The following is an 18,646-nucleotide window of genomic DNA, read 5'->3' on the forward strand; positions in this document are numbered from 1 at the left end:
AAACGGAGTTCGAGATTGGCCGTCGCCTTCACCAAGGAAGAGAGTTTCGAAACCGCTTCGGAAACCCTGCTGCCCGACCGTCCGATTTCGCCGCACCCCAACCTTGTGACGGAGGCGGGGCAGAAGGCTTTGGAGCTGCAATTCCAGCAGGCCCGCGAAGCTTATGATGCTGCGAGCACGATCGAAGACGTGAACGAGCGGCGGCGGCAGACGGCCAATCCCTTGCGTGATCTTCGCTACTTAGCGGCAAGACTTCGCACCGCCCAGATCATGCCTAACCCTACGTCAATCGACGCCGTCGCCTTCGGCTCCACGGTGACTTTCCGCCGTGATGACGGGCGCGTGCAGACCTATCGGATCGTCGGGGAGGATGAAGCCGATCCCAAGGCCGGATCGATTTCCTACGTCTCGCCGGTGGCGCGGCTTTTGATGGGCAAGGCTGTCGGCGATGCGGCGGAGGCGGGCGGCCAGGAATTGGAGATCATCGCCATCGCATAAGAGCGCGATATTTATTTTGGTACTATTCGGTACTTTATTTATCGAACCTTTACTCTCCCTGGCTAGAACGGTGACATTCCACCATCGAAAGTCATGCTCATGGTCAGCGCAATTTCCAGTTCCGCATCCACAATTTTGAGTTCCGTCGCTTCAACCTCGTCTTCGAGTTCGTCGGATCAGCTTGCCTCTCTCGAGGCCCAGCTTGCCGAAAAGAAGGCAGACCTGGAGCAGACGCAGGACGAGCAAGAGAAGGCCACGATCCAAAAATCCATCGATACGCTGGAAGCCAAGATCGCCAAGCTCGAAGCGAGCGAAAGCAGCCAATCTCAGTCGTCTGCCGCATCGAAGCCCGCCGATGAAGCTTCTGGAGAATTCTCCGGCGAAAGCGAGCGCATCGGCACGAAGAATTTTGACGAGACCAGCGAGTTCGGCAGCCGCACGGCTTACGTCTGACAAAGCGCACTCGGTCCTGCTGTATCTTTAAGTGATGCATCAAAGACGGCGCTTGGCCACCGTGACGACTTCACGCGTCAGATCCGCCAAGCGGTCGGCGGCGAGGCGGTTTATCTGCCAGTAGAGCGGGACATCGAGCGGCGTGTCGGGCACCAGTTCGACCAGCCGTCCGGATGCGAGATGCTCGTGGGTCAGCTGGGTCGGGTTCATTCCCCAGCACATGCCCGAAAGACTCGCCTCGACGAAGCTCTGCGGCGACGGCAGCCAGTGGGTGGGATAATCGAGATCGCGTCCGAACGTTCGCCTGATCCAGCTGCTTTGGAGCCTGTCCTTCTGATTGAAGGTCAGCGCCGGAGCGTTGCGTATCGCCTCCGATGTCACGCCCTGCGGAAAGTGGCGCGCGACGAATTCGGGGGTTGCCGTGGCGTGGTAGCGCAGAAACCCAAGCGCAAAACGCCGGCATCCGCGAACTGGCTTTTCCAGGCTGGTGACGGCGGCGATCACCCGCCCGCGCTGCAGCCATTCGGCGGTGTGATCCTGATCGTCGACGGCGATGTTCAGCAGATAGGAAGAGCTTTTGGCGAAATTCGACATGGCCTCGACGAACCATGTCCCGAGGCTGTCAGCATTCGTGGCGATTTGAAGCGTGACCCTTTGGCTGGGCTCGTCGGGATCGACGAGAGCCGGCAGCTGCCCGAAGAGTTCGGCTTCGAGCATGCCGACATTCTCCACATGGCGACAAAGCCATTCCCCCTTTTCCGTCGCCGTGCACGGCGTGCCTCTGACGATGAGAACGGCGCCGAGACGCTCTTCCAGCTGTTTCACGCGCTGAGAAACGGCCGAAGGCGTCACGTTCAGGACGGCCGCCGCTCTTTCGAAGCTGCCTGTCTGGACAATGGTTGCGACGGCGCGCAGCGCGGGATAGTCGAGCATGGATTAGTTTCGCTTAATCGGAGTTAGTTGGATTAATTAGCCTAATTCTCGTAATCGCGGTAGCGCAACCCTACCGAATTAAGGGGCGTTGGCCGAAGCGATGAATTTTTCGATCTATATAACCGGCCTGATGATGGGCCTCAGCCTGATTGTCGCCATCGGCGCGCAGAACGCCTTCATCCTCCGCCAGGGCTTGCGCAACGAACATGTCTTTGCCGTCTGCCTCGCATGCGCTGTCTCCGATGCGGCGCTGATCGTGCTTGGGGTGACCAGCCTGCAGCAAATCGCCAGGTTCATGCCCTGGCTCGATCCCGTCATGCGCTACGGCGGAGCCGCATTTCTGGTTTGGTACGGGGCGAGAAGCCTCTATTCGGCCTTGCGGTCGTCCGCTACCCTCACGGCGGCGGAGGCCAGAACGGCGAGTTTCCGGCAGACGCTCATGACCTGCCTCGCGCTCACCTGGCTCAATCCGCATGTCTATCTCGATACGGTCGTGCTGCTCGGCACGATATCCACACGTTACCCCGGGCAGCAGACTTCGTTTGCCGCCGGCGCGGTGACGGGTTCCTTCCTGTTCTTCTTTTCGCTCGGATATGGCGCAACATGGTTGCGGCCGATCTTCTCGAAGCCCTCGTCCTGGCGGATGCTGGAAACGCTCGTCGCTTTCACGATGTGGGTGATCGCCTTCAAGCTGCTGGGCGGCATGTGACCGCCGTTCGATCGTCGATCATCCACTTCGGCGGCCGAGGCAAGGGTGCTCAATTCCATTTCGCGCTGACAATCCGCCAGCAGATGCGACGGAAAACGCTTTAACTGCCGGATCGCATATTCATGGTTTGCATCCCTGCGCCTCTGCGACTTGAATGCGGAAAGGGCCTGTACGATATTCCAGGTGCTTGATTGCGTCATGTCCGGCCTCCTTTGCTGGCATCATTGCTGCCGACACTGAAGATATCCGGTCGATTGACATTCAATCAAACAAAATGATATGCGGTTATAAATCAGAAAAATTGAAAGATGTGACGATGAGCATTCCCTTTCGCCGTCCCATTCCGCTGCTTGACAACGATGTGCTGCGGACCTTCGTGGCCATCGCCGAGACAGGCAATTTTTCGACCGCCGCGGAAGCGGTCTTCCGCACGCCATCGGCAGTGTCGATGCAAATCAAGAAGCTCGAGGAACAGCTTGGTGCGACGCTATTTTTGCGCGACGCCCGCTCGGTATCCCTGACGCGCCACGGCGAGATGTTGCTGTCCTACGCCCGCAACATCCTGGCGCTGTCGAACGAGGCGGTGTCGCGCTTCATCATGCCGGAGCTCAGCGGCGTCGTGCGGCTCGGCGCGCCGGAAGATATCGGCGAACGGCTGCTGCCGAGCATCCTGAAGAGTTTCGCCGAGAGCTATCCCGGCATCATGGTCGACGTGACGATCGACATGAGCATCGGGCTGAAGAAGCGCATGGAGGAGCAACGGCTCGACCTGGCGTTGATCAACTGTGCGACGCGGCCGTTCCCGACCGGTGGCGAGGTGGTCTACCGCGAGAGGCTGGTCTGGGCCGGCGCCAGGTGTGGTTCGGCCCATCGCCGCGATCCCCTGCCGATCTCGATCTGGGAGGACGGTTGCATCTGGCGCCAGGAGGCACTGACCCAGCTCGAACGCAACAAGCGGCCCTATCGCGTCGCCTATCTCAGCGGCCATACCATGGCGCAGCGCGCCGCCGTGCTCTCCGATCTTGCCATCGCGCCGCTGCCGCTTTCCTATGTCAACGAGGACATGGCGCTCCTCGGCCCGAATGAAGGTCTGCCGGAACTTGGCGCCTTCGATATCCGTCTGCTGACCGCCTCACAGATGTCGGGGCCGATCGAGACGGTGGCCGACAGCATTCGCAGCGCCTTTGCCGAACGGGCAAAGGCAGTCGCCGCCTGAGGGGCCTTTCAGCCAGTGAACCTTTTGGTTTGTCGCGCGTTATTGGCGCGGACGGCATTTTGTCGCCGTTCGGGGTTGATTTCAAACAAGGATATCCGAGATGACGACAACGGCCAAAATTGCCGCAGCTTTTATGGTTCTTCTTGCCCTTTCCTCCTGCGGCAACACGATCCGCGGCATAGGGAAAGATACGGCAAACACCGTGAACGCCACCCAGGATGCCGGCCGCTCGGTCGACCGCGCCGCGAAGAAGTAGCGACTATTCAGATTGCTGCTGGGATCGCCAGATCAGGTGCTGACCGGGGAATCAAGTGTTGACCGGGGGATAAACCTTTTCCAGCCCGCCGGATCGGCTAAGGCCGGTCCGGAACGCCTGGTAGGCGGGATGCTGGCTGGAGCGGGCGGTTTCCGTCAGCCGGATCTGCAACCGGCCGGGCGCCTGAGTCCCGAGCCACATCCCAAGACTTTCGAGTTTCAAAGAGTTCAGGAAACGCGATCCGGCGGCAAGATCGAGATGGCGGCGCAGCCCGTCGAGCAGATTGTCGTCCTGGGCAGCGTTTTCCATGAGCAGCGCCAGGTATGACTTGTCGGCCTCCGACAGGGCGGCGAGCTTTTCCGCAACGGTATCGCGGTCGGGAAAGGGAATCATCGAATCGCCCGTGGTAATGGTGTTATTACCGTTATAAACTTGCCTTGACCTTCTCGGCTACATCGGCCGGCACCCATTTCGTCCACAGACCCTCGTAATTGCGAAGGAAATAGATCGCGGCATCCTCGTTGCTTTCGCGGTTTTCGTCCTGCCAGGCAAGCACCTGATTGATCGTCTCATTGTCCCATTTGCGGGTCTTGAGATAGGTCGCGACGGGCCCCGCCCGGCTGGCGAAGGACCTGGTCATCAGCGTAAAGGCGCGTGAGACCGGGTAGGAATTGACTTCAGGTCTGGCGCAGCCGGCAACGGCGGTGCAGCGGTCCCATTCGTTTTTGTTGTGGCCGACACCGAAGCTCAGGCGCGTCATGTCGTATTTGCCGAGGATGGCAGTCGGCGCCCAGTAATAGCCTAGCCAGCCGACCTTGTTTTCGAAGGCATGCGCAATCGAGGCGTCGAGCCTCTCGGGGCTGCCGGTTTCGACGAGCTCGAAACCCTTCTTATCGGCGGCAAGCGCCTTAAACAGGTTGGCGGTGGATATCTGGCAACTCCAGTCGGCGGGGCAGTTGTAGACTGCGCCCTTCGACGGATCGTCCTCGGCGGGAAACAGTTCAGGATGTTTCAGCGCGTCCTCGACCGAGCGGATGTCGGGGTGGGCGTCGGCGATGAATTTCGGGATCCACCAGCCCTCGACGGCACCGTCGGCCAGGATCTCGGCTCCCTGCACCAGCCGGCCGCTGTTGACCGCCTGATCGAGCAGGGACCTCACCGAATTGATCCAGTATTCCGAGGCAATGTCGGGGGTGCCTTTTTCATTCATCGAGGCGAAGGTCGGCAGGGTGTCGCCGTCGACGATGGTGACGGAGCAGCCATATCCGTTTTCCAGGATGATCTTGTCGAAGCTTGCGGCAATGCCTGCCGAAGCCCATTTCATTTCGGCGATCGAAACGCTGCCGCATTCGGCGGCTTCGGCCGGCGCAACGGTGGAAAGAGCCGCGGCAAAGACGGCCGGAATCAGAAACGTCTTCATCGTCATTCCCCGAATTCTTCTCAGGCGGACGCGCAGCAGGCTCTGAAATCCACCGAAAAATCTCTCCGGCACCCGAAGCGAAAATGTCTGCCGGGCGATGCCGTGCAGGCTTTTCCGGTTCATCGGCACCGTCCGTCCTTGCGGCTCCGGCAGCTCGTCGCAGGCCATGTTCAACAATGGCGTATTTGGATGAAGCCTACGCGTTCGCTCGGAGAAATCAACCGTCTTCTGCTCATGGTTGCGTGACTAAATGATTGAATTCGAAGAATTTATGACATCATCCCGAAAATGGCGCCCTCGGGCGAAATGCACGCTGTTCGCGATCGGCGGCGGATCTCCGGCAGAAATTTCGACGAGGATGTCAAAAAAGATCAAAATTAACATTTGCGTAAGCCTTCAATAACTCTCCGGTAAGAATGTGCCGTTATCAGTTGGGTCGTGGCGGCAATGACCGCCACTTCTCTGGTTCAGGTAGTGCGTACCGGAGAAAGCGAGCTTCGCCGTGTAAGGGTGAAGACGCCTGAGTTTTCGGCAAACCGCGCAGAGCCAAGGCCATGCGCGGTTTTCGCGTTTGCGGGCGGAGCTTGACCCGGGCCAAATCTTGACCCGGGATTGCTGTCCATTGTAGGCCTCGCTGAACAGAAGACGGATGCGAGCCACCATGGCAAGAGCAATCATGCTGCAGGGAACCGGCTCGGATGTCGGCAAGACGGTGCTGGTCGCTGGCCTTTGCCGGCTGGCGGCCAATCGCGGTCTGGCCGTCCGGCCGTTCAAGCCGCAGAACATGTCGAACAATGCAGCAGTCGCCGATGATGGCGGCGAGATCGGCCGGGCGCAGTGGCTGCAATCGCTGGCGGCGCGCACGCCATCCTCGGTGCACATGAACCCGGTGCTGCTCAAGCCGCAATCGGAAAACGGCAGCCAGATCATCGTGCAGGGCAGGGTGTTCGGACAGGCGAAGGGGCGCGATTACCAGCGACTGAAGCCGCAGCTGCTCGGCGCCGTGCTCGAGAGTTTCGAAAAAGTGGCTGCGGGCGCCGACCTCGTTATCGTCGAGGGAGCGGGGTCGCCGGCTGAGATCAATCTCAGGTCCGGTGATATCGCCAATATGGGCTTTGCGACACGGGCCGGCGTGCCTGTCGTCCTCGTCGGCGATATCGACCGCGGCGGCGTCATCGCCTCGCTGGTCGGTACGCATGCGATCCTCGACGATGGCGACCGGGCGATGATTGCGGGCTATATCATCAACAAGTTCCGCGGCGACGTCTCGCTGTTTGACGACGGCATTCGCGCCATCGAAGGCTTCACCGGCTGGCCATGTTTCGGCGTGGTGCCGTGGCTGCCGGGCGCGGCGCGCCTGCCGGCCGAGGATTCGGTCGTGCTCGAACGTCTGGCGCGGGGCGAGGCGGGTGCGCTGAAGATCGCCGTGCCGGTGCTGCCGCGCATCGCCAATTTCGACGATCTCGACCCGCTGAGAACCGAGCCGGATGTCGAACTGGTCTTCGTGCGATCAGGCGAACGGCTGCCTGCCGATGCAGGCCTGGTCGTCCTTCCCGGCTCGAAATCGACGATATCGGATCTCGCCGACTTCAGGGCTCAAGGCTGGGACCGCGATCTCCAGGCGCATGTCAGGCGCGGTGGCCGGGTGATCGGCATTTGCGGCGGCTACCAGATGCTCGGCCGGACGGTGCACGATCCGCTTGGGCTCGAGGGCGGGACGGTCGAGACGCCGGGGCTTGGGCTTCTCGACGTCGAGACCGAGATGGCGCCGGAGAAAACTGTGCGCAACAGCCATGCCCGCTCGACCGAATACGACGCGCCGCTGGCCGGCTACCAGATCCATCTCGGCATCACCCGCGGCCCGGATTGTGATCGGCCTTCGGCGATTATCGACGGCACGCCCGACGGGGCGCTTTCGGCCGACGGCCGGATCATGGGCACCTATCTGCACGGCCTCTTCGGCAGCGACGCCTACCGCGCCCGGCTGCTTCAAAGCTTTGGGCTCTCGGGTGAGCGGAAGAATTATCGCGAGAGCGTCGACCAGGCGCTCGACGAGATCGCCGGGGATTTGGAACGTCACCTCGATGCGCGTTGGCTCGCCGGGCTGCTCGGTTAGGCCAGGATGTGTCCCGGGTGGGGCGGTCACACTGCCATCCGGTGTCGCCGTTCTGCTCTTGCCAAATTAGTTGACTGAGTCCATTAATTGTCGCGACGGACCCTTTGAGAACGACGAAAACCATGAGCATATTGGATAGATTTTCACTGGCAGGTCAGGTGGCGCTGGTGACCGGCGGCGGTCGTGGGCTGGGCTTCGAGATGGCGCGCGCCCTGGCCGATGCCGGCGCGCATGTCATCGTCAACGGACGCACGGCGGCGACGCTGGAAGGCGCGGTCAGGACCATCCGGGCTGCGGGTGGCACGGCGGAGGCCGCTGCATTCGACGTCGCCGACCGCGAGGCTCAGCGTGCTGTGATGGCCGATATCGACAAGACCCACGGCCGTCTCGATATTTTGATCAACAATGTCGGCGCCCGCGACCGACGGCCGCTGGCCGAATTCGACGATGATGCGATCTTGGAGTTGCTGCGCACCGATCTGGCGGCGGCGATGACGCTTTCGCGGGATGCTGCCGTGCTGATGAAACGGCGTAATCACGGCCGGCTGATCGCGGTGACCTCAATCAGCGGCCATGTCGTCATGCCCGGCGACTGCGTCTATCCGGCGGCCAAGCAGGGCCTGACCGGTCTGATGCGCGGCATGGCGGTCGAATTCGGCCCGCACGGCATCACCAGCAACGCGATTGCGCCCGGCTGGTTCGCCACCGAGACGAACGCGGCAATGGCTGCGAACGAGGAATTGATGCCCTTTGTGCGCCAGCGTATCCCGGTTCAGCGCTGGGGACGGCCGGACGAGATCGCCGGCGCGGCGCTTTTTCTGGCAAGCGCCGCCGCTTCCTTCGTCAACGGCCACGTACTGACGGTGGACGGCGGCATGACAGTCAGGATGTGAGATATCGGTAGGCGCTGCGGCACCATCTTTCACTTCTGCGGCACTCTCACAGCTCCTCGTCGGCAGGCGAATGACTGATTGTCGTTGCCGGAGACCACGGCTAGAAATATCTGCCTGACTCGACTATTGGTTGATGTGGCAACCCCGGTGGTCATCGCCGTCCATTTGCCCGATTTCCGACCATAATCTGCGTCGGTCATTTGGAGGTTCGGAAATTAACAATCATATTCAGTGGCTTATAGAACATGGAATCACAGCTGAGCATATTGGCGAGCTGATAGCCGGATTGTGCGATCGGCTGATCGCGGATGGCTTTCCGATCTGGCGGGGAAGCATCTCGATGCCGTCTATTCATCCCATGTATGGCGGCGTCTCGGCCAATTTCGTGCGCGGCGGTGCGACCACTATCGAGAATGCCGAATATGGCAGTGCGGCAGTGCTGAATTTCGAGAAGACGCCGATCTATTTTCTTTTGGGCCGCGGCGAAACATCAGGTCGATGGAACATCGCCAAGGGTGAGGGTGTCAATGACTACCCGCAGCTTGCAGAATTCGCGCATGCCGGCGGCACGGATCACCTGGTCAGCCTGCTGGAATTCCCGAAGGAGGCTGCGCTGCGTGGCGTCAGTCTGTCTCTCACAAGCGATAGGCCGGGCGGATTTTCGGATGATCAACTGGCGATCGTCGCGAAGCTCTTCCCAGCGCTGGGGCTGGCTTGTTATCGCATTGCGGCATCGAAAACCGCATCGGATATCCTTGCCGTCTATACAGGCGCCAAGACAAGTGCACGCATCCTTGCAGGCGATATTCAGAGGGGAAAGGGAGGGGCGATCAATGCTGCAATCCTGCTTGCTGACCTGAGAAACTTCACGGCGCTGACCGAGATCTATCAGCCGGGCGAAATCGCCGGGTTTCTGAATGAACATTTCGAGCTGATCGGCTGGCATGTCGAGGAAAACTCGGGCGAGATCCTCAAGTTCATGGGCGATAGCGTGCTGGCGATCTTTCCGACCGATGCTGAAGACCCGCAAAAGGCCTGCATGGCCGCACTGGCTTCCGCAAGGAATATTCTAGAAGCCAACAAGGTGCTGAATGGTCAGCGGAGGAATGATGGAGGTCCTGACATCGGCGTCGATGTCGTGCTGCATCTCGGCGAGGTCTTCTACGGAAATATCGGCGCACGCGGCAGGCTTGATTTCACGGTTATCGGCAGCGCCGTCAACGAGGCTTCGCGGCTTGAAAAACTCTGCGGCGCGCTCGGACATCACCTTCTGATGTCGGAAAGCTTCGCCGTCACCTGTGCCGTCGCCAACGACTGTCTGGGATCTTTCGAATTGCGCGGGGTTTCGAAAGCGGTAAACGTGTTCAAGCTCGCCGACATGGTATCCTGAAACGACGATCCGGTCGGCGCGACGACGCTTAAATCTCGCCTGAGACCTCGCGGCGGCGGCGGTCGAGTTCCTCGCTGTAGCGGCGTAGCGTATAGCTTTCGCTGAGCTGGCCGATCACCTTGCGTTCGATCAGGTTGTTGACGACGGCGAGAGCTTCGCTTTCGCTCTTGTCGAAGATCGCCGCCGCCTGCCTGGCATTCATCTGCGGCTGCAGGAAATCGTTGCGGTAGTGGATGAAATCGGCAAGCGTCTTGCCCTCGTCCTGTGCGTCGGTCGGATTGGCGTAAATCTCCGGCACCAGCACGAGGCCCGCATATTTGTCGCTCTCCTCGACGAGGACGACGCGTTGGACCGAGCCGATCGGGAAGGCTTGCTTGAATTCTTCCAGGGAGATGCTCGCTTTTGCCGTCTTGACGTCGGCGCGCATCAGCTTGTCCACCGTCAGGTTGCGAATCCAGCCGACATCGTGGGCGCTGCGGATGCTTTCGCCGCGCAGGTGGAAACGCCATGTGGCGAAGGAATAGCCGAAGGTCGAGCGTACGACGAGGGACGAGGTGATGACGGCGGCGAGCACCAGCGCGGTGATCGGGAAATCGCCGGTGATTTCGAGCGCCAGGAACGTCATGGTCAGCGGTCCGCCGATAACGGCGACGGCAAGCGAGCTCATGCCGACCACGGCATAGATGACGGGGGTCAGCGTCGCATCGGCGAAATAGGGTCCGCAATAGGCAAAGAGCTTGCCGAGCAGGGCGCCCATGAACAACGAGGCGAAGAACAGGCCGCCCCTGAAGCCGGAGCCGATCGAGATCGCCGAGGCCAGGGATTTCAACAGGAAGAGACCGATCAGTGTCGGGATCGCCACCTCGCGGGAGAGGTTGAGATGCAGCGCGCCGTGGCCGGCCGAGAGCACCTGCGGCGAGATCATCGCCAAGAGCCCGACGATGACGCCACCGAGCGCCGGGCGGAAGGGTGGGGCGATCGAACTCTTGCGCGCCAGTTCCTCGACGAAGGAGACGCCCTGCATGATCAGGATACCGATGCCGGCGCAGAAGGCGCCGAGCAGCAGCGCCGGGATATAATCGGCCGGCACGACCGAGCCGAAGCTGCCGATATCGATGGTGAAATCACCATCGGCAAGCAGCCTTGCGACAAGGGTGGAAATGAGAGCTGAGACGACGACGGGTGTCAGCGACACGATCGTATAGGTGCCGATGATCAGCTCGAAGGCATAGAAGGCGCCGGTCAGCGGCGCGTTGAAGGCGGCGGCGATGGCGCCCGCCGCGCCGCAGCCGACGAGGATGCGCAGGTCGGAGCGGCGAAGCTGCAGCTTCAGGCCGAATTTCGAGGCAAGGCCGGCGGCAAGCTGGGTATAGCCGGCCTCCAGTCCGACCGAGGCGCCGAACCCGTTGGAGATCAGGTTCTGGACGGCAACGATGATGCTGTCGGTCAAGGATAGACGGCCGCCATGCAGCGCATTGGCTTCGATCGGGTCGACCATCGGCTTCTTGCGCCGTTTCGCCAGCACCAGGAGCAACAGGCCGAGCAGAGCGCCGCCGATGACGGGCGCGGTGAGCAGCAGCATCTTGTTCTCGATCTCGGATGAGCTCAGCCGCTCGCTATCGGCGATGCCGAAGACCAGCTGATGCAACTCACTGGAGACGTAGCTCATACCGGTGACGGCGAGACCCGAGATGATGCCGACGACGGCGCCCGCCAGTGACAGGCCGACCTCGCTGCGGCGGGTCAGCGCCCGCAGGCGGCCCGGATCGAAGAAAACACGCAGCGCCCGGAAACGGCGCCGATCCAATTTCATAAGCATGGCTAGACAACTAGGCGGGGAGAGGCCCGGTCAAGGGCGGAGATGGTCGCGCAGTCCGCTTGCGACGCAATTGCGGCGAAAAGCCGGCGCCCGGGACAAATATTTATGACGTAAGCCTCTGATAAATGACGATATTTTAGGTAGAGTAAGTCGTGTTGACAGGGTTGGGCCATCTCCTCGGAAGCTGACCGGCCGTCAAGGCCGGTTGACTTCACACCCCGGCTTGCCTAACCATCCCTCAACGGATGGTCGCCCGACCATCCTGACATAACGGATGGTTCCGGATCGGTGTTGCGCCCTTCCGGATGAAAAGGGAATGTGAAGGGGCGGACCCAAACCGGGCGCCTTCATCACAGCCGACCCCGCGACTGTAGAGCGGTCAGGGTCTTCCATCCGGCACCGAGCCCCTCCGGCCGGCGGCTTGCAATCATGCAAGCGGGCGGGATGGGCGATATGCCGGAAAAGCCACTGGAGATGCATGGTGATCAACCGGGGTCGGACGCCTCTAAATCTACGAATCGTCCACCTTTTCACCAATGCAGCCGGGAAGGCGAGGATGATCCGCCGGCACGATCAGGGCGACCGGTTTCCGGTCTGCCCCGATCGCGGCCGATAACCGCGAGCCAGGAGACCTGCCATTACGTGCCGGGCCAGAAGCCCACACCTGGGCACTACGCCCGTTGCCAGCACGGAGGTTGTCTTGGCTGAACGATTGAATTCAGCGCGGCCTGGTGCGGCGCTCGCGACGCCTCCAAGCAGCCCTGCAAGAGGAGTGCTTTCGGCCGGTTATGTCGAATACTCGGTCCCCCCAGCAGTCGAAAAAGGTGCACTCGGAACAAGCCACGGCTACGCACCCTCCCTGAGGAGCGTCTGAGCATGACCACCATCTTCATCCTCGGCGGCGCGCGCTCCGGCAAATCCCGCTTCGCCGAAGCTCTCGTCACCGCGACCGGCCTCGACCGCCACTACCTTGCCACCGGCCGGGCCTGGGACGAGGAGATGCAGGCGCGTATCACTCAGCACAAGGCCGACCGCGGTCCGTCCTGGACGACGCATGAGGAGCCGCTCGATCTCGTCGGTAAGCTTGGCGCCATCGACGGCGAGGGACGCATCGTGCTGATCGACTGCCTGACGCTCTGGGTCACCAATCTGATGATGGAGGAGCGCGACATGGCGGCGGAATTTGCAGCGCTCGCCGATTTCCTGGCCGCCGCGAAGGCGCGGCTCGTTTTCGTTTCCAACGAGGTCGGCCTCGGCATCGTGCCTGACAATCGCATGGCGCGGGATTTCCGCGATCATGCCGGCCGGCTGCACCAATCGATCGCGGCGAAGGCCGCCGAAGTTTATTTCATCGCGGCAGGCCTGCCGCTGAAAATGAAGGGTTAAGTTCATGAACCAGCAGAAAATTCCCGCAACCGTCATCACCGGCTTCCTCGGCGCCGGCAAGACCACGATGATCCGCAACCTGCTCACCAATGCCGGCGGCAAGAAGATCGCGCTCATCATCAACGAATTCGGCGATCTCGGTGTCGACGGTGACGTGCTGAAGGGCTGCGGCGCGGAGAATTGCACCGAGGACGACATCATCGAACTCACCAATGGTTGCATCTGCTGCACTGTCGCCGACGATTTCATTCCGACGATGACGAAGCTGCTCGAGCGCGAACAGCGGCCCGACCACATCGTCATCGAAACCTCGGGCCTCGCCCTGCCGCAGCCGCTGGTCGCCGCTTTCAACTGGCCCGATATCCGCACGCAAGTGACCGTCGACGGCGTCATCACGGTGGTCGATAGCGCCGCCGTTGCCGCCGGCCGGTTCGCCGACGACCATGATGCCGTCGATGCGCGCCGCGCCGAGGATGAATCGCTCGATCACGAAAGCCCGATCGAGGAGCTGTTCGAGGATCAGCTCACCTGCGCCGATCTCATCGTGCTCAACAAGACCGACCTGATCGACGCGGCAGGTCTTATCAGGGTGCGCGACGAGGTTGCCTCCCGCACGGTGCGCAAGCCCGCGATCATCGAGGCGAAGAACGGCGAAGTCTCGGCCGGCATCCTGCTCGGCCTTGGTATCGGCACCGAGGACGATGTCGCCAATCGCAAGTCGCATCATGAGCTGGAGCATGAAGACGGCGCGCCGCACGACCACGACGAGTTCGACAGCTTCGTCGTCGATCTCGGACCCGTTGCCGATCCCGCCGGCTTCGTCGAGAAGCTGAAGACGATCATATCAACCCATGACGTGCTGCGCCTCAAGGGCTTCGTCGATATCGCCGGCAAGCCGATGCGCCTGCAGCTCCAGGCCGTCGGCAGCCGCATCGATCATTATTTCGACCGCGCCTGGGCTCCAGGCGAAAAGCGCACGACGCGCCTCGTCGTCATCGGCCTGCACGAGATGGATCAGGACGCGGTGAGGGCGGCAATCGAAGAGCTGGCATAAACCAATGCATCTGCTTCTGGCCCAGCAGGGAACGATCAGCGACGGCGAGGAGGCGATCGACCTCGGGCAGACGCCGGGCGAGATCCTGTTCCTGTCGGCTGCCGACAGCGAGCTTGCCGCGATCGCAGCCGCCCACCGCGACCGCGGTGGGCAGCATTCGCTGCGGCTCGCCAGCCTGATGAGCCTCAAGCATCCGATGTCGGTCGATACCTATGTCGAGCGCACGGCGCGGCATGCCAAGCTGATTGTCGTGCGGGCGCTCGGCGGCGCCAGCTATTTCCATTATGCGCTGGAAGCGCTGCATGCGGCAGCGTCCCGCGCCGGTGCGCTGATCGCAGTGCTGCCGGGTGATGCGAAGCCGGATGCCGGGCTCGTCCCTTTCTCCAATGTTGATCTCGACGATCTCAATGCGCTGTGGGCCTATCTGATCGAGGGTGGCGATGCCAATGCGCGGGCCTTCCTCGACTATGCCGGGGCGATGCTGGCAGGCATGGAGAAGCCGGCGCCGGCGGTGCCACTGATGAAGGCCGGCATCTGGTGGCCGGGGCGAGGGTTGATCGGGGTTGAGGAGTGGCGGCGGGTTGTTGCGGAGGAGTCTTGGCGCGTGGCTGCCTCTTTGTCCGGCAGGACAGAGGGGGGTACCTCAAACTCGACGGAGAAGATGGGAATCGAACCCACACCTTCCCCCGTCGTCGCTATCAGCTTCTACCGCGCCCTCGTCCAAAGCGGCGAAACCGGGCCGATCGAGGCGCTGGTCGAGGCGCTGGTCGCACTTGGCCTCCGGCCGTTGCCGGTCTTTGCCTATAGCCTCAAGGATCCCGTTTCGACAGGCATTCTCGAAAGCGTGTTTTCGGCACTGAAGCCCGATGTCGTCATCAACACGACTGGCTTTGCCGTCTCGGCACCGGGTGCGGATCGGCAGCCAACGGTGCTGGAGGCGAATGAGGCGATCGTACTGCAGGCTATCCTGTCGGCTTCTTCGAGGGAGGCGTGGGCGGCTTCCTCGCAAGGCCTGTCGGCGCGCGATCTCGGCATGAATGTGGCGCTCCCAGAGGTGGACGGCCGGGTGCTGGCGCGGGCTGTCTCCTTCAAGACGGCGGCGCGTTACGATGCGGCTGTCGAGACGAATATCGTCGCCAGCGAACCGGATGCCGGCCGGGTGCGCTATACGGCGGAGCTTGCCGCCAACTGGGCGCGGCTGCGGAGGGCTTGCGCCGGCGACCGGCGTATCGCGCTCGTCATGGCGAATTACCCGAATCGCGACGGTCGGCTCGGCAACGGCGTCGGCCTCGATACGCCGGCCGGCACCATCGAAGTGCTGAAGGCTATGCGGGCGGCGGGTTATCCGGTCGCCGACATTCCGGCCGACGGCGATGCGCTGATCCGCCATCTGATGGAAGGACCGACCAATTCCGGTCATGACGGTAAGATCATCCGAGAGACGCTTTCCCTGAGTCTCTACAACGGCTTCCTGGAATCTCTTCCCGATCAGATTCAGGATGAGGTGAGAGCCCGTTGGGGCGATCCCGAAGACGATCCATATTTTCGCAGGGCAGCTTTCGCTCTGCCGTTTGCCCAGTTCGGCGGTGTGCTCGTCGGTATCCAGCCGGCGCGCGGCTACAATATCGATCCGAAGGAGAGCTATCATTCGCCGGATCTCGTGCCGCCGCACGGCTATCTCGCCTTCTACGCTTTCCTGCGCCGCGAATTCGCTGCCCATGCCGTCATCCACATGGGCAAACATGGCAATCTCGAATGGTTGCCGGGCAAGGCGCTGGCGCTGTCGGAAAGCTGCTATCCCGAGGCGATCCTCGGGCCGCTGCCGCATCTCTATCCCTTCATCGTCAACGATCCCGGCGAGGGCACGCAGGCCAAGCGCCGCAGCGCTGCCGTCATCATCGATCATCTGACGCCGCCTTTGACGCGGGCCGAGAGTTACGGGCCGCTGAAAGACCTGGAAGCGCTGGTCGACGAATATTATGAGGCCTCCGGCGGCGATCCCCGCCGCATCCGCCTGCTCAGCCGGCAGATTCTCGATCTCGTCGCCGATATCGGCCTCGACCGCGACGCCGGCATAACGAAGGGCGAAAGCGAGGGTGAGGCGCTGAAAAAGCTCGACGCCTATCTCTGCGACCTCAAGGAAATGCAGATCCGCGACGGGCTGCATGTGTTCGGCGTGTCGCCCGAGGGGCGGCTCTTGACCGATCTGACCGTGGCGCTGGCGCGGGTGCCGCGCGGACTGGGTGAGGGCGGGGATGCGAGCCTGCAGCGGGCGATCGCGGCGGATGCTGGATTGAGCGGCGTCGTGCGGGGTGCCTCTATCTTCGACCCTCTCGATTGCGACATGGCCACTGCCTGGACCCGCCCGAAGCCCGCAATCGTCGCCGATATTCTCGACGCCGCCTGGCGGACCAATGGAGACACCGTCGAGCGCATCGAACTGCTGGCCGCAAAATTCGTCTCCGGCGAGATGGACTGCCCGTCCCTCTGGTCTCAAACCAGATCGGTGCTCTCCGAAATCGACACCCGCCTCAAGCCCTCCATCCTTGCCTGCGGCCCCGCCGAGATCGACGGGCTGCTTAAAGGGCTCGACGGCCGGTTCGTCGCGCCCGGGCCTTCCGGCGCGCCGACGCGCGGGCGGCCCGACGTGCTGCCGACCGGCCGCAATTTCTATTCGGTCGACAGTCGCGCCGTGCCGACGCCGGCGGCCTACGAGCTGGGCAAGAAGTCCGCAGAGCTGCTGGTGCGCCGCTATGTGCAGGATCACGGCGAATGGCCTGTCTCCTTCGGGCTGACGGCCTGGGGCACGTCGAACATGCGCACCGGCGGTGACGACATCGCCCAGGCTTTGGCGCTGATCGGCGTCAGGCCGCTCTGGGACATGAGCTCGCGCCGTGTCACCGGCTATGAGATCATCCCGCCGGCGATGCTCGGACGGCCGCGTGTCGATGTGACGCTCCGCATCTCCGGCTTTTTCCGCGATGCCTTCCCCGAGCAGATCGCGCTGTTCGACAAGGCGATCCGCGCCGTCGGCGCGCTTGACGAGGACGAGGCCGACAATCCGATCGCAGCGCGCATGCGCGGCGAGGCCGCAAGGCTTGCCGCCGCCGGTCTGGACGAGGTCTCGGCAAGGCGCCGGGCGGGCTATAGGGTCTTCGGTTCGAAGCCTGGTGCCTATGGCGCCGGCCTGCAGGCGCTGATCGACGAAAAGGGCTGGGAGCGGCGCGCCGATCTCGCCGAAGCCTATCTCGTCTGGGGCAGCTATGCCTATGGCGCCGGCGAGGAAGGCAAGGCCGAACGCGGCCTGTTCGAGGAGCGGCTGCGCTCGGTGCAGGCCGTCATTCAGAACCAGGACAATCGCGAGCACGACCTGCTCGACAGCGACGATTACTACCAGTTCGAGGGCGGCATGGCGGCGGCGGCCGAACAGCTCGCCGGCGCGCGTCCTTCGATCTATCATAACGACCATTCCAGGCCGGAAAAGCCGGTGATCCGTTCGCTCGAGGAGGAGATCGGCCGCGTCGTGCGCGGACGTGTCGTCAATCCGAAATGGATCGCAGGCGTCATGCGCCACGGCTATAAGGGGGCGGCCGAGATTGCCGCCACCGTCGATTATCTCTTCGCCTTTTCGGCGACGACGGGGGCGGTCGGCGCTCATCATTTCGAGGCGGTCTACCAGGCCTTCGTCGCCGATCCCGCCGTGCGCGATTTCATGATCGAGAAGAACCCGGCTGCATTCGACGAGATGAGGGAGCGGCTGCGCGAAGCCGTCGACCGCAGTCTTTGGACGCCGCGCAGCAATTCGGCCCAGTTCGACCTGGCCGCCAGACAACAGAATGAGGTGAACCAATGAGTGACGAGACTCCTGACAGCGAGATCGCAGAAGCCGGGACCGGCAAGGACGATGCGCGCCACGCCGAGAAGATGGCGAAGAAGAAGGCGGCGCGCGACAAGATCATGGCGACTAAGACCGACGGCAAGGGCCTGATCATCGTCCATACCGGCAAGGGCAAGGGAAAATCATCGGCCGCCTTTGGCATGATCTTCCGCCACATCGCCCACGGTAAGCCCTCGGCCGTTGTGCAGTTCATCAAGGGTGCGATGTGGACCGGCGAGCGCGACCTGATCGAGAAGCATTTCTCCGATCTCTGCCAGTTCCACACGATGGGCGAGGGTTTCACTTGGGAAACGCAGGACCGCGCCCGCGATGTCGCGGCCGCCTCGGCCGCCTGGGAAAAGGCCAAGGAACTGATCCGCGACGAAAACAATTCCATGGTGCTGCTCGACGAGATCAACATCGCGCTGCGCTACGACTATCTCGACATCAACGACGTCGTCGCCTTTCTGAAGACCGAGAAGCCCGCGATGACGCATGTCGTGCTGACGGGGCGCAACGCCAAGGAGGAACTGATCGAGATCGCCGATCTGGTGACCGAGATGGAACTCGTCAAACATCCCTTCCGCTCCGGCGTCAAGGGCCAGCCCGGCGTGGAGTTCTGAGAC

The 18,646-nt window shown here is 62.2% G+C and carries 16 protein-coding genes and 1 riboswitch; of the genes, 12 read left to right on the top strand and 4 right to left on the bottom strand.

Features of this window, described 5'->3' with window-relative positions:
- The first annotated feature begins 15 nt into the window (after positions 1 to 15).
- Together greA and FHX10_RS05030 are read left to right on the top strand one after the other, a co-directional pair.
- A complete protein-coding gene (greA, locus tag FHX10_RS05025; RefSeq protein ID WP_183844994.1) occupies positions 16 to 498 on the top strand; it encodes a transcription elongation factor GreA in 483 nt (160 codons plus the stop codon).
- A 93-nt stretch (positions 499 to 591) separates the two neighbouring features.
- Positions 592 to 951, top strand: a complete 360-nt coding sequence (locus tag FHX10_RS05030) for a hypothetical protein (protein WP_183844995.1) — start codon at positions 592 to 594, stop codon at positions 949 to 951.
- A 39-nt stretch (positions 952 to 990) separates the two neighbouring features.
- Here the strand turns inward: FHX10_RS05030 and FHX10_RS05035 are convergent, their stop codons facing one another.
- Positions 991 to 1,884, bottom strand: coding sequence for a LysR family transcriptional regulator ArgP (locus FHX10_RS05035; protein ID WP_028756549.1), 894 nt, complete (start codon positions 1,882 to 1,884; stop codon positions 991 to 993).
- Positions 1,885 to 1,984: 100 nt separating this feature from the next.
- Between FHX10_RS05035 and FHX10_RS05040 the strand changes: the two genes are divergently transcribed.
- From FHX10_RS05040 to FHX10_RS05050, 3 genes are all read left to right on the top strand, one after another.
- Positions 1,985 to 2,593, top strand: coding sequence for a LysE/ArgO family amino acid transporter (locus tag FHX10_RS05040; protein WP_063475209.1), 609 nt, complete (start codon positions 1,985 to 1,987; stop codon positions 2,591 to 2,593).
- A gap of 274 nt (positions 2,594 to 2,867) precedes the next feature.
- Positions 2,868 to 3,809 carry a LysR family transcriptional regulator gene (locus tag FHX10_RS05045; protein ID WP_028756551.1) on the top strand — a complete coding sequence of 314 codons (942 nt, stop codon included), beginning with the start codon at positions 2,868 to 2,870 and terminating at the stop codon, positions 3,807 to 3,809.
- Between the two features lie 100 nt (positions 3,810 to 3,909).
- Positions 3,910 to 4,065: a hypothetical protein gene (locus FHX10_RS05050; RefSeq protein WP_003560194.1), complete on the top strand. Its 156-nt coding sequence runs from the start codon at positions 3,910 to 3,912 to the stop codon at positions 4,063 to 4,065.
- Positions 4,066 to 4,116: 51 nt separating this feature from the next.
- Here the strand turns inward: FHX10_RS05050 and FHX10_RS05055 are convergent, their stop codons facing one another.
- A complete protein-coding gene (locus tag FHX10_RS05055) occupies positions 4,117 to 4,458 on the bottom strand; it encodes a hypothetical protein (RefSeq protein ID WP_063475079.1) in 342 nt (113 codons plus the stop codon).
- A 31-nt stretch (positions 4,459 to 4,489) separates the two neighbouring features.
- A complete protein-coding gene (locus FHX10_RS05060; protein ID WP_174824477.1) occupies positions 4,490 to 5,491 on the bottom strand; it encodes a glycine betaine ABC transporter substrate-binding protein in 1,002 nt (333 codons plus the stop codon).
- Between the two features lie 655 nt (positions 5,492 to 6,146).
- Here FHX10_RS05060 and FHX10_RS05065 point away from each other — a divergent pair.
- The 3 genes from FHX10_RS05065 to FHX10_RS05075 all read left to right on the top strand — a co-directional run bounded on the left by FHX10_RS05065 (position 6,147) and on the right by FHX10_RS05075 (position 9,884).
- Complete coding sequence (locus FHX10_RS05065) at positions 6,147 to 7,601, top strand: cobyric acid synthase (protein ID WP_063475078.1); 1,455 nt, start codon at positions 6,147 to 6,149, stop codon at positions 7,599 to 7,601.
- A gap of 122 nt (positions 7,602 to 7,723) precedes the next feature.
- The gene (locus tag FHX10_RS05070; RefSeq protein ID WP_047610293.1) at positions 7,724 to 8,494 is read left to right on the top strand and encodes an SDR family oxidoreductase; all 771 of its coding nucleotides are present in this window, start codon (positions 7,724 to 7,726) and stop codon (positions 8,492 to 8,494) included.
- A 133-nt stretch (positions 8,495 to 8,627) separates the two neighbouring features.
- The gene (locus tag FHX10_RS05075; protein WP_063475077.1) at positions 8,628 to 9,884 is read left to right on the top strand and encodes an adenylate/guanylate cyclase domain-containing protein; all 1,257 of its coding nucleotides are present in this window, start codon (positions 8,628 to 8,630) and stop codon (positions 9,882 to 9,884) included.
- A gap of 28 nt (positions 9,885 to 9,912) precedes the next feature.
- Here the strand turns inward: FHX10_RS05075 and FHX10_RS05080 are convergent, their stop codons facing one another.
- Entirely contained in the window at positions 9,913 to 11,703 is a 1,791-nt protein-coding gene (locus FHX10_RS05080) for a chloride channel protein (protein ID WP_028756557.1), read from the bottom strand.
- A 258-nt stretch (positions 11,704 to 11,961) separates the two neighbouring features.
- Positions 11,962 to 12,358: riboswitch (cobalamin riboswitch) on the top strand.
- A 221-nt stretch (positions 12,359 to 12,579) separates the two neighbouring features.
- Here FHX10_RS05080 and cobU point away from each other — a divergent pair.
- The 4 genes from cobU to cobO are packed head-to-tail and all read left to right on the top strand — an operon-like array spanning position 12,580 to position 18,643.
- Positions 12,580 to 13,089 carry a bifunctional adenosylcobinamide kinase/adenosylcobinamide-phosphate guanylyltransferase gene (gene cobU, locus FHX10_RS05085; RefSeq protein ID WP_028756558.1) on the top strand — a complete coding sequence of 170 codons (510 nt, stop codon included), beginning with the start codon at positions 12,580 to 12,582 and terminating at the stop codon, positions 13,087 to 13,089.
- A gap of 4 nt (positions 13,090 to 13,093) precedes the next feature.
- Positions 13,094 to 14,143 carry a cobalamin biosynthesis protein CobW gene (cobW, locus tag FHX10_RS05090; protein ID WP_028756559.1) on the top strand — a complete coding sequence of 350 codons (1,050 nt, stop codon included), beginning with the start codon at positions 13,094 to 13,096 and terminating at the stop codon, positions 14,141 to 14,143.
- A gap of 4 nt (positions 14,144 to 14,147) precedes the next feature.
- Positions 14,148 to 17,996 (top strand): cobaltochelatase subunit CobN, encoded by a 3,849-nt coding sequence (cobN, locus tag FHX10_RS05095; protein ID WP_063475076.1) that lies wholly within the window; start codon positions 14,148 to 14,150, stop codon positions 17,994 to 17,996.
- Positions 17,993 to 18,643 (top strand): cob(I)yrinic acid a,c-diamide adenosyltransferase, encoded by a 651-nt coding sequence (gene cobO, locus FHX10_RS05100; RefSeq protein ID WP_063475075.1) that lies wholly within the window; start codon positions 17,993 to 17,995, stop codon positions 18,641 to 18,643. Before cobN ends, cobO begins: the two co-directional genes overlap by 4 nt.
- The last annotated feature ends 3 nt before the right edge of the window (positions 18,644 to 18,646 follow it).

It is taken from the genome of Rhizobium sp. BK591, from assembly GCF_014195045.1.
In the GTDB taxonomy this organism is placed as follows: Bacteria; Pseudomonadota; Alphaproteobacteria; order Rhizobiales; family Rhizobiaceae; genus Rhizobium; species Rhizobium anhuiense.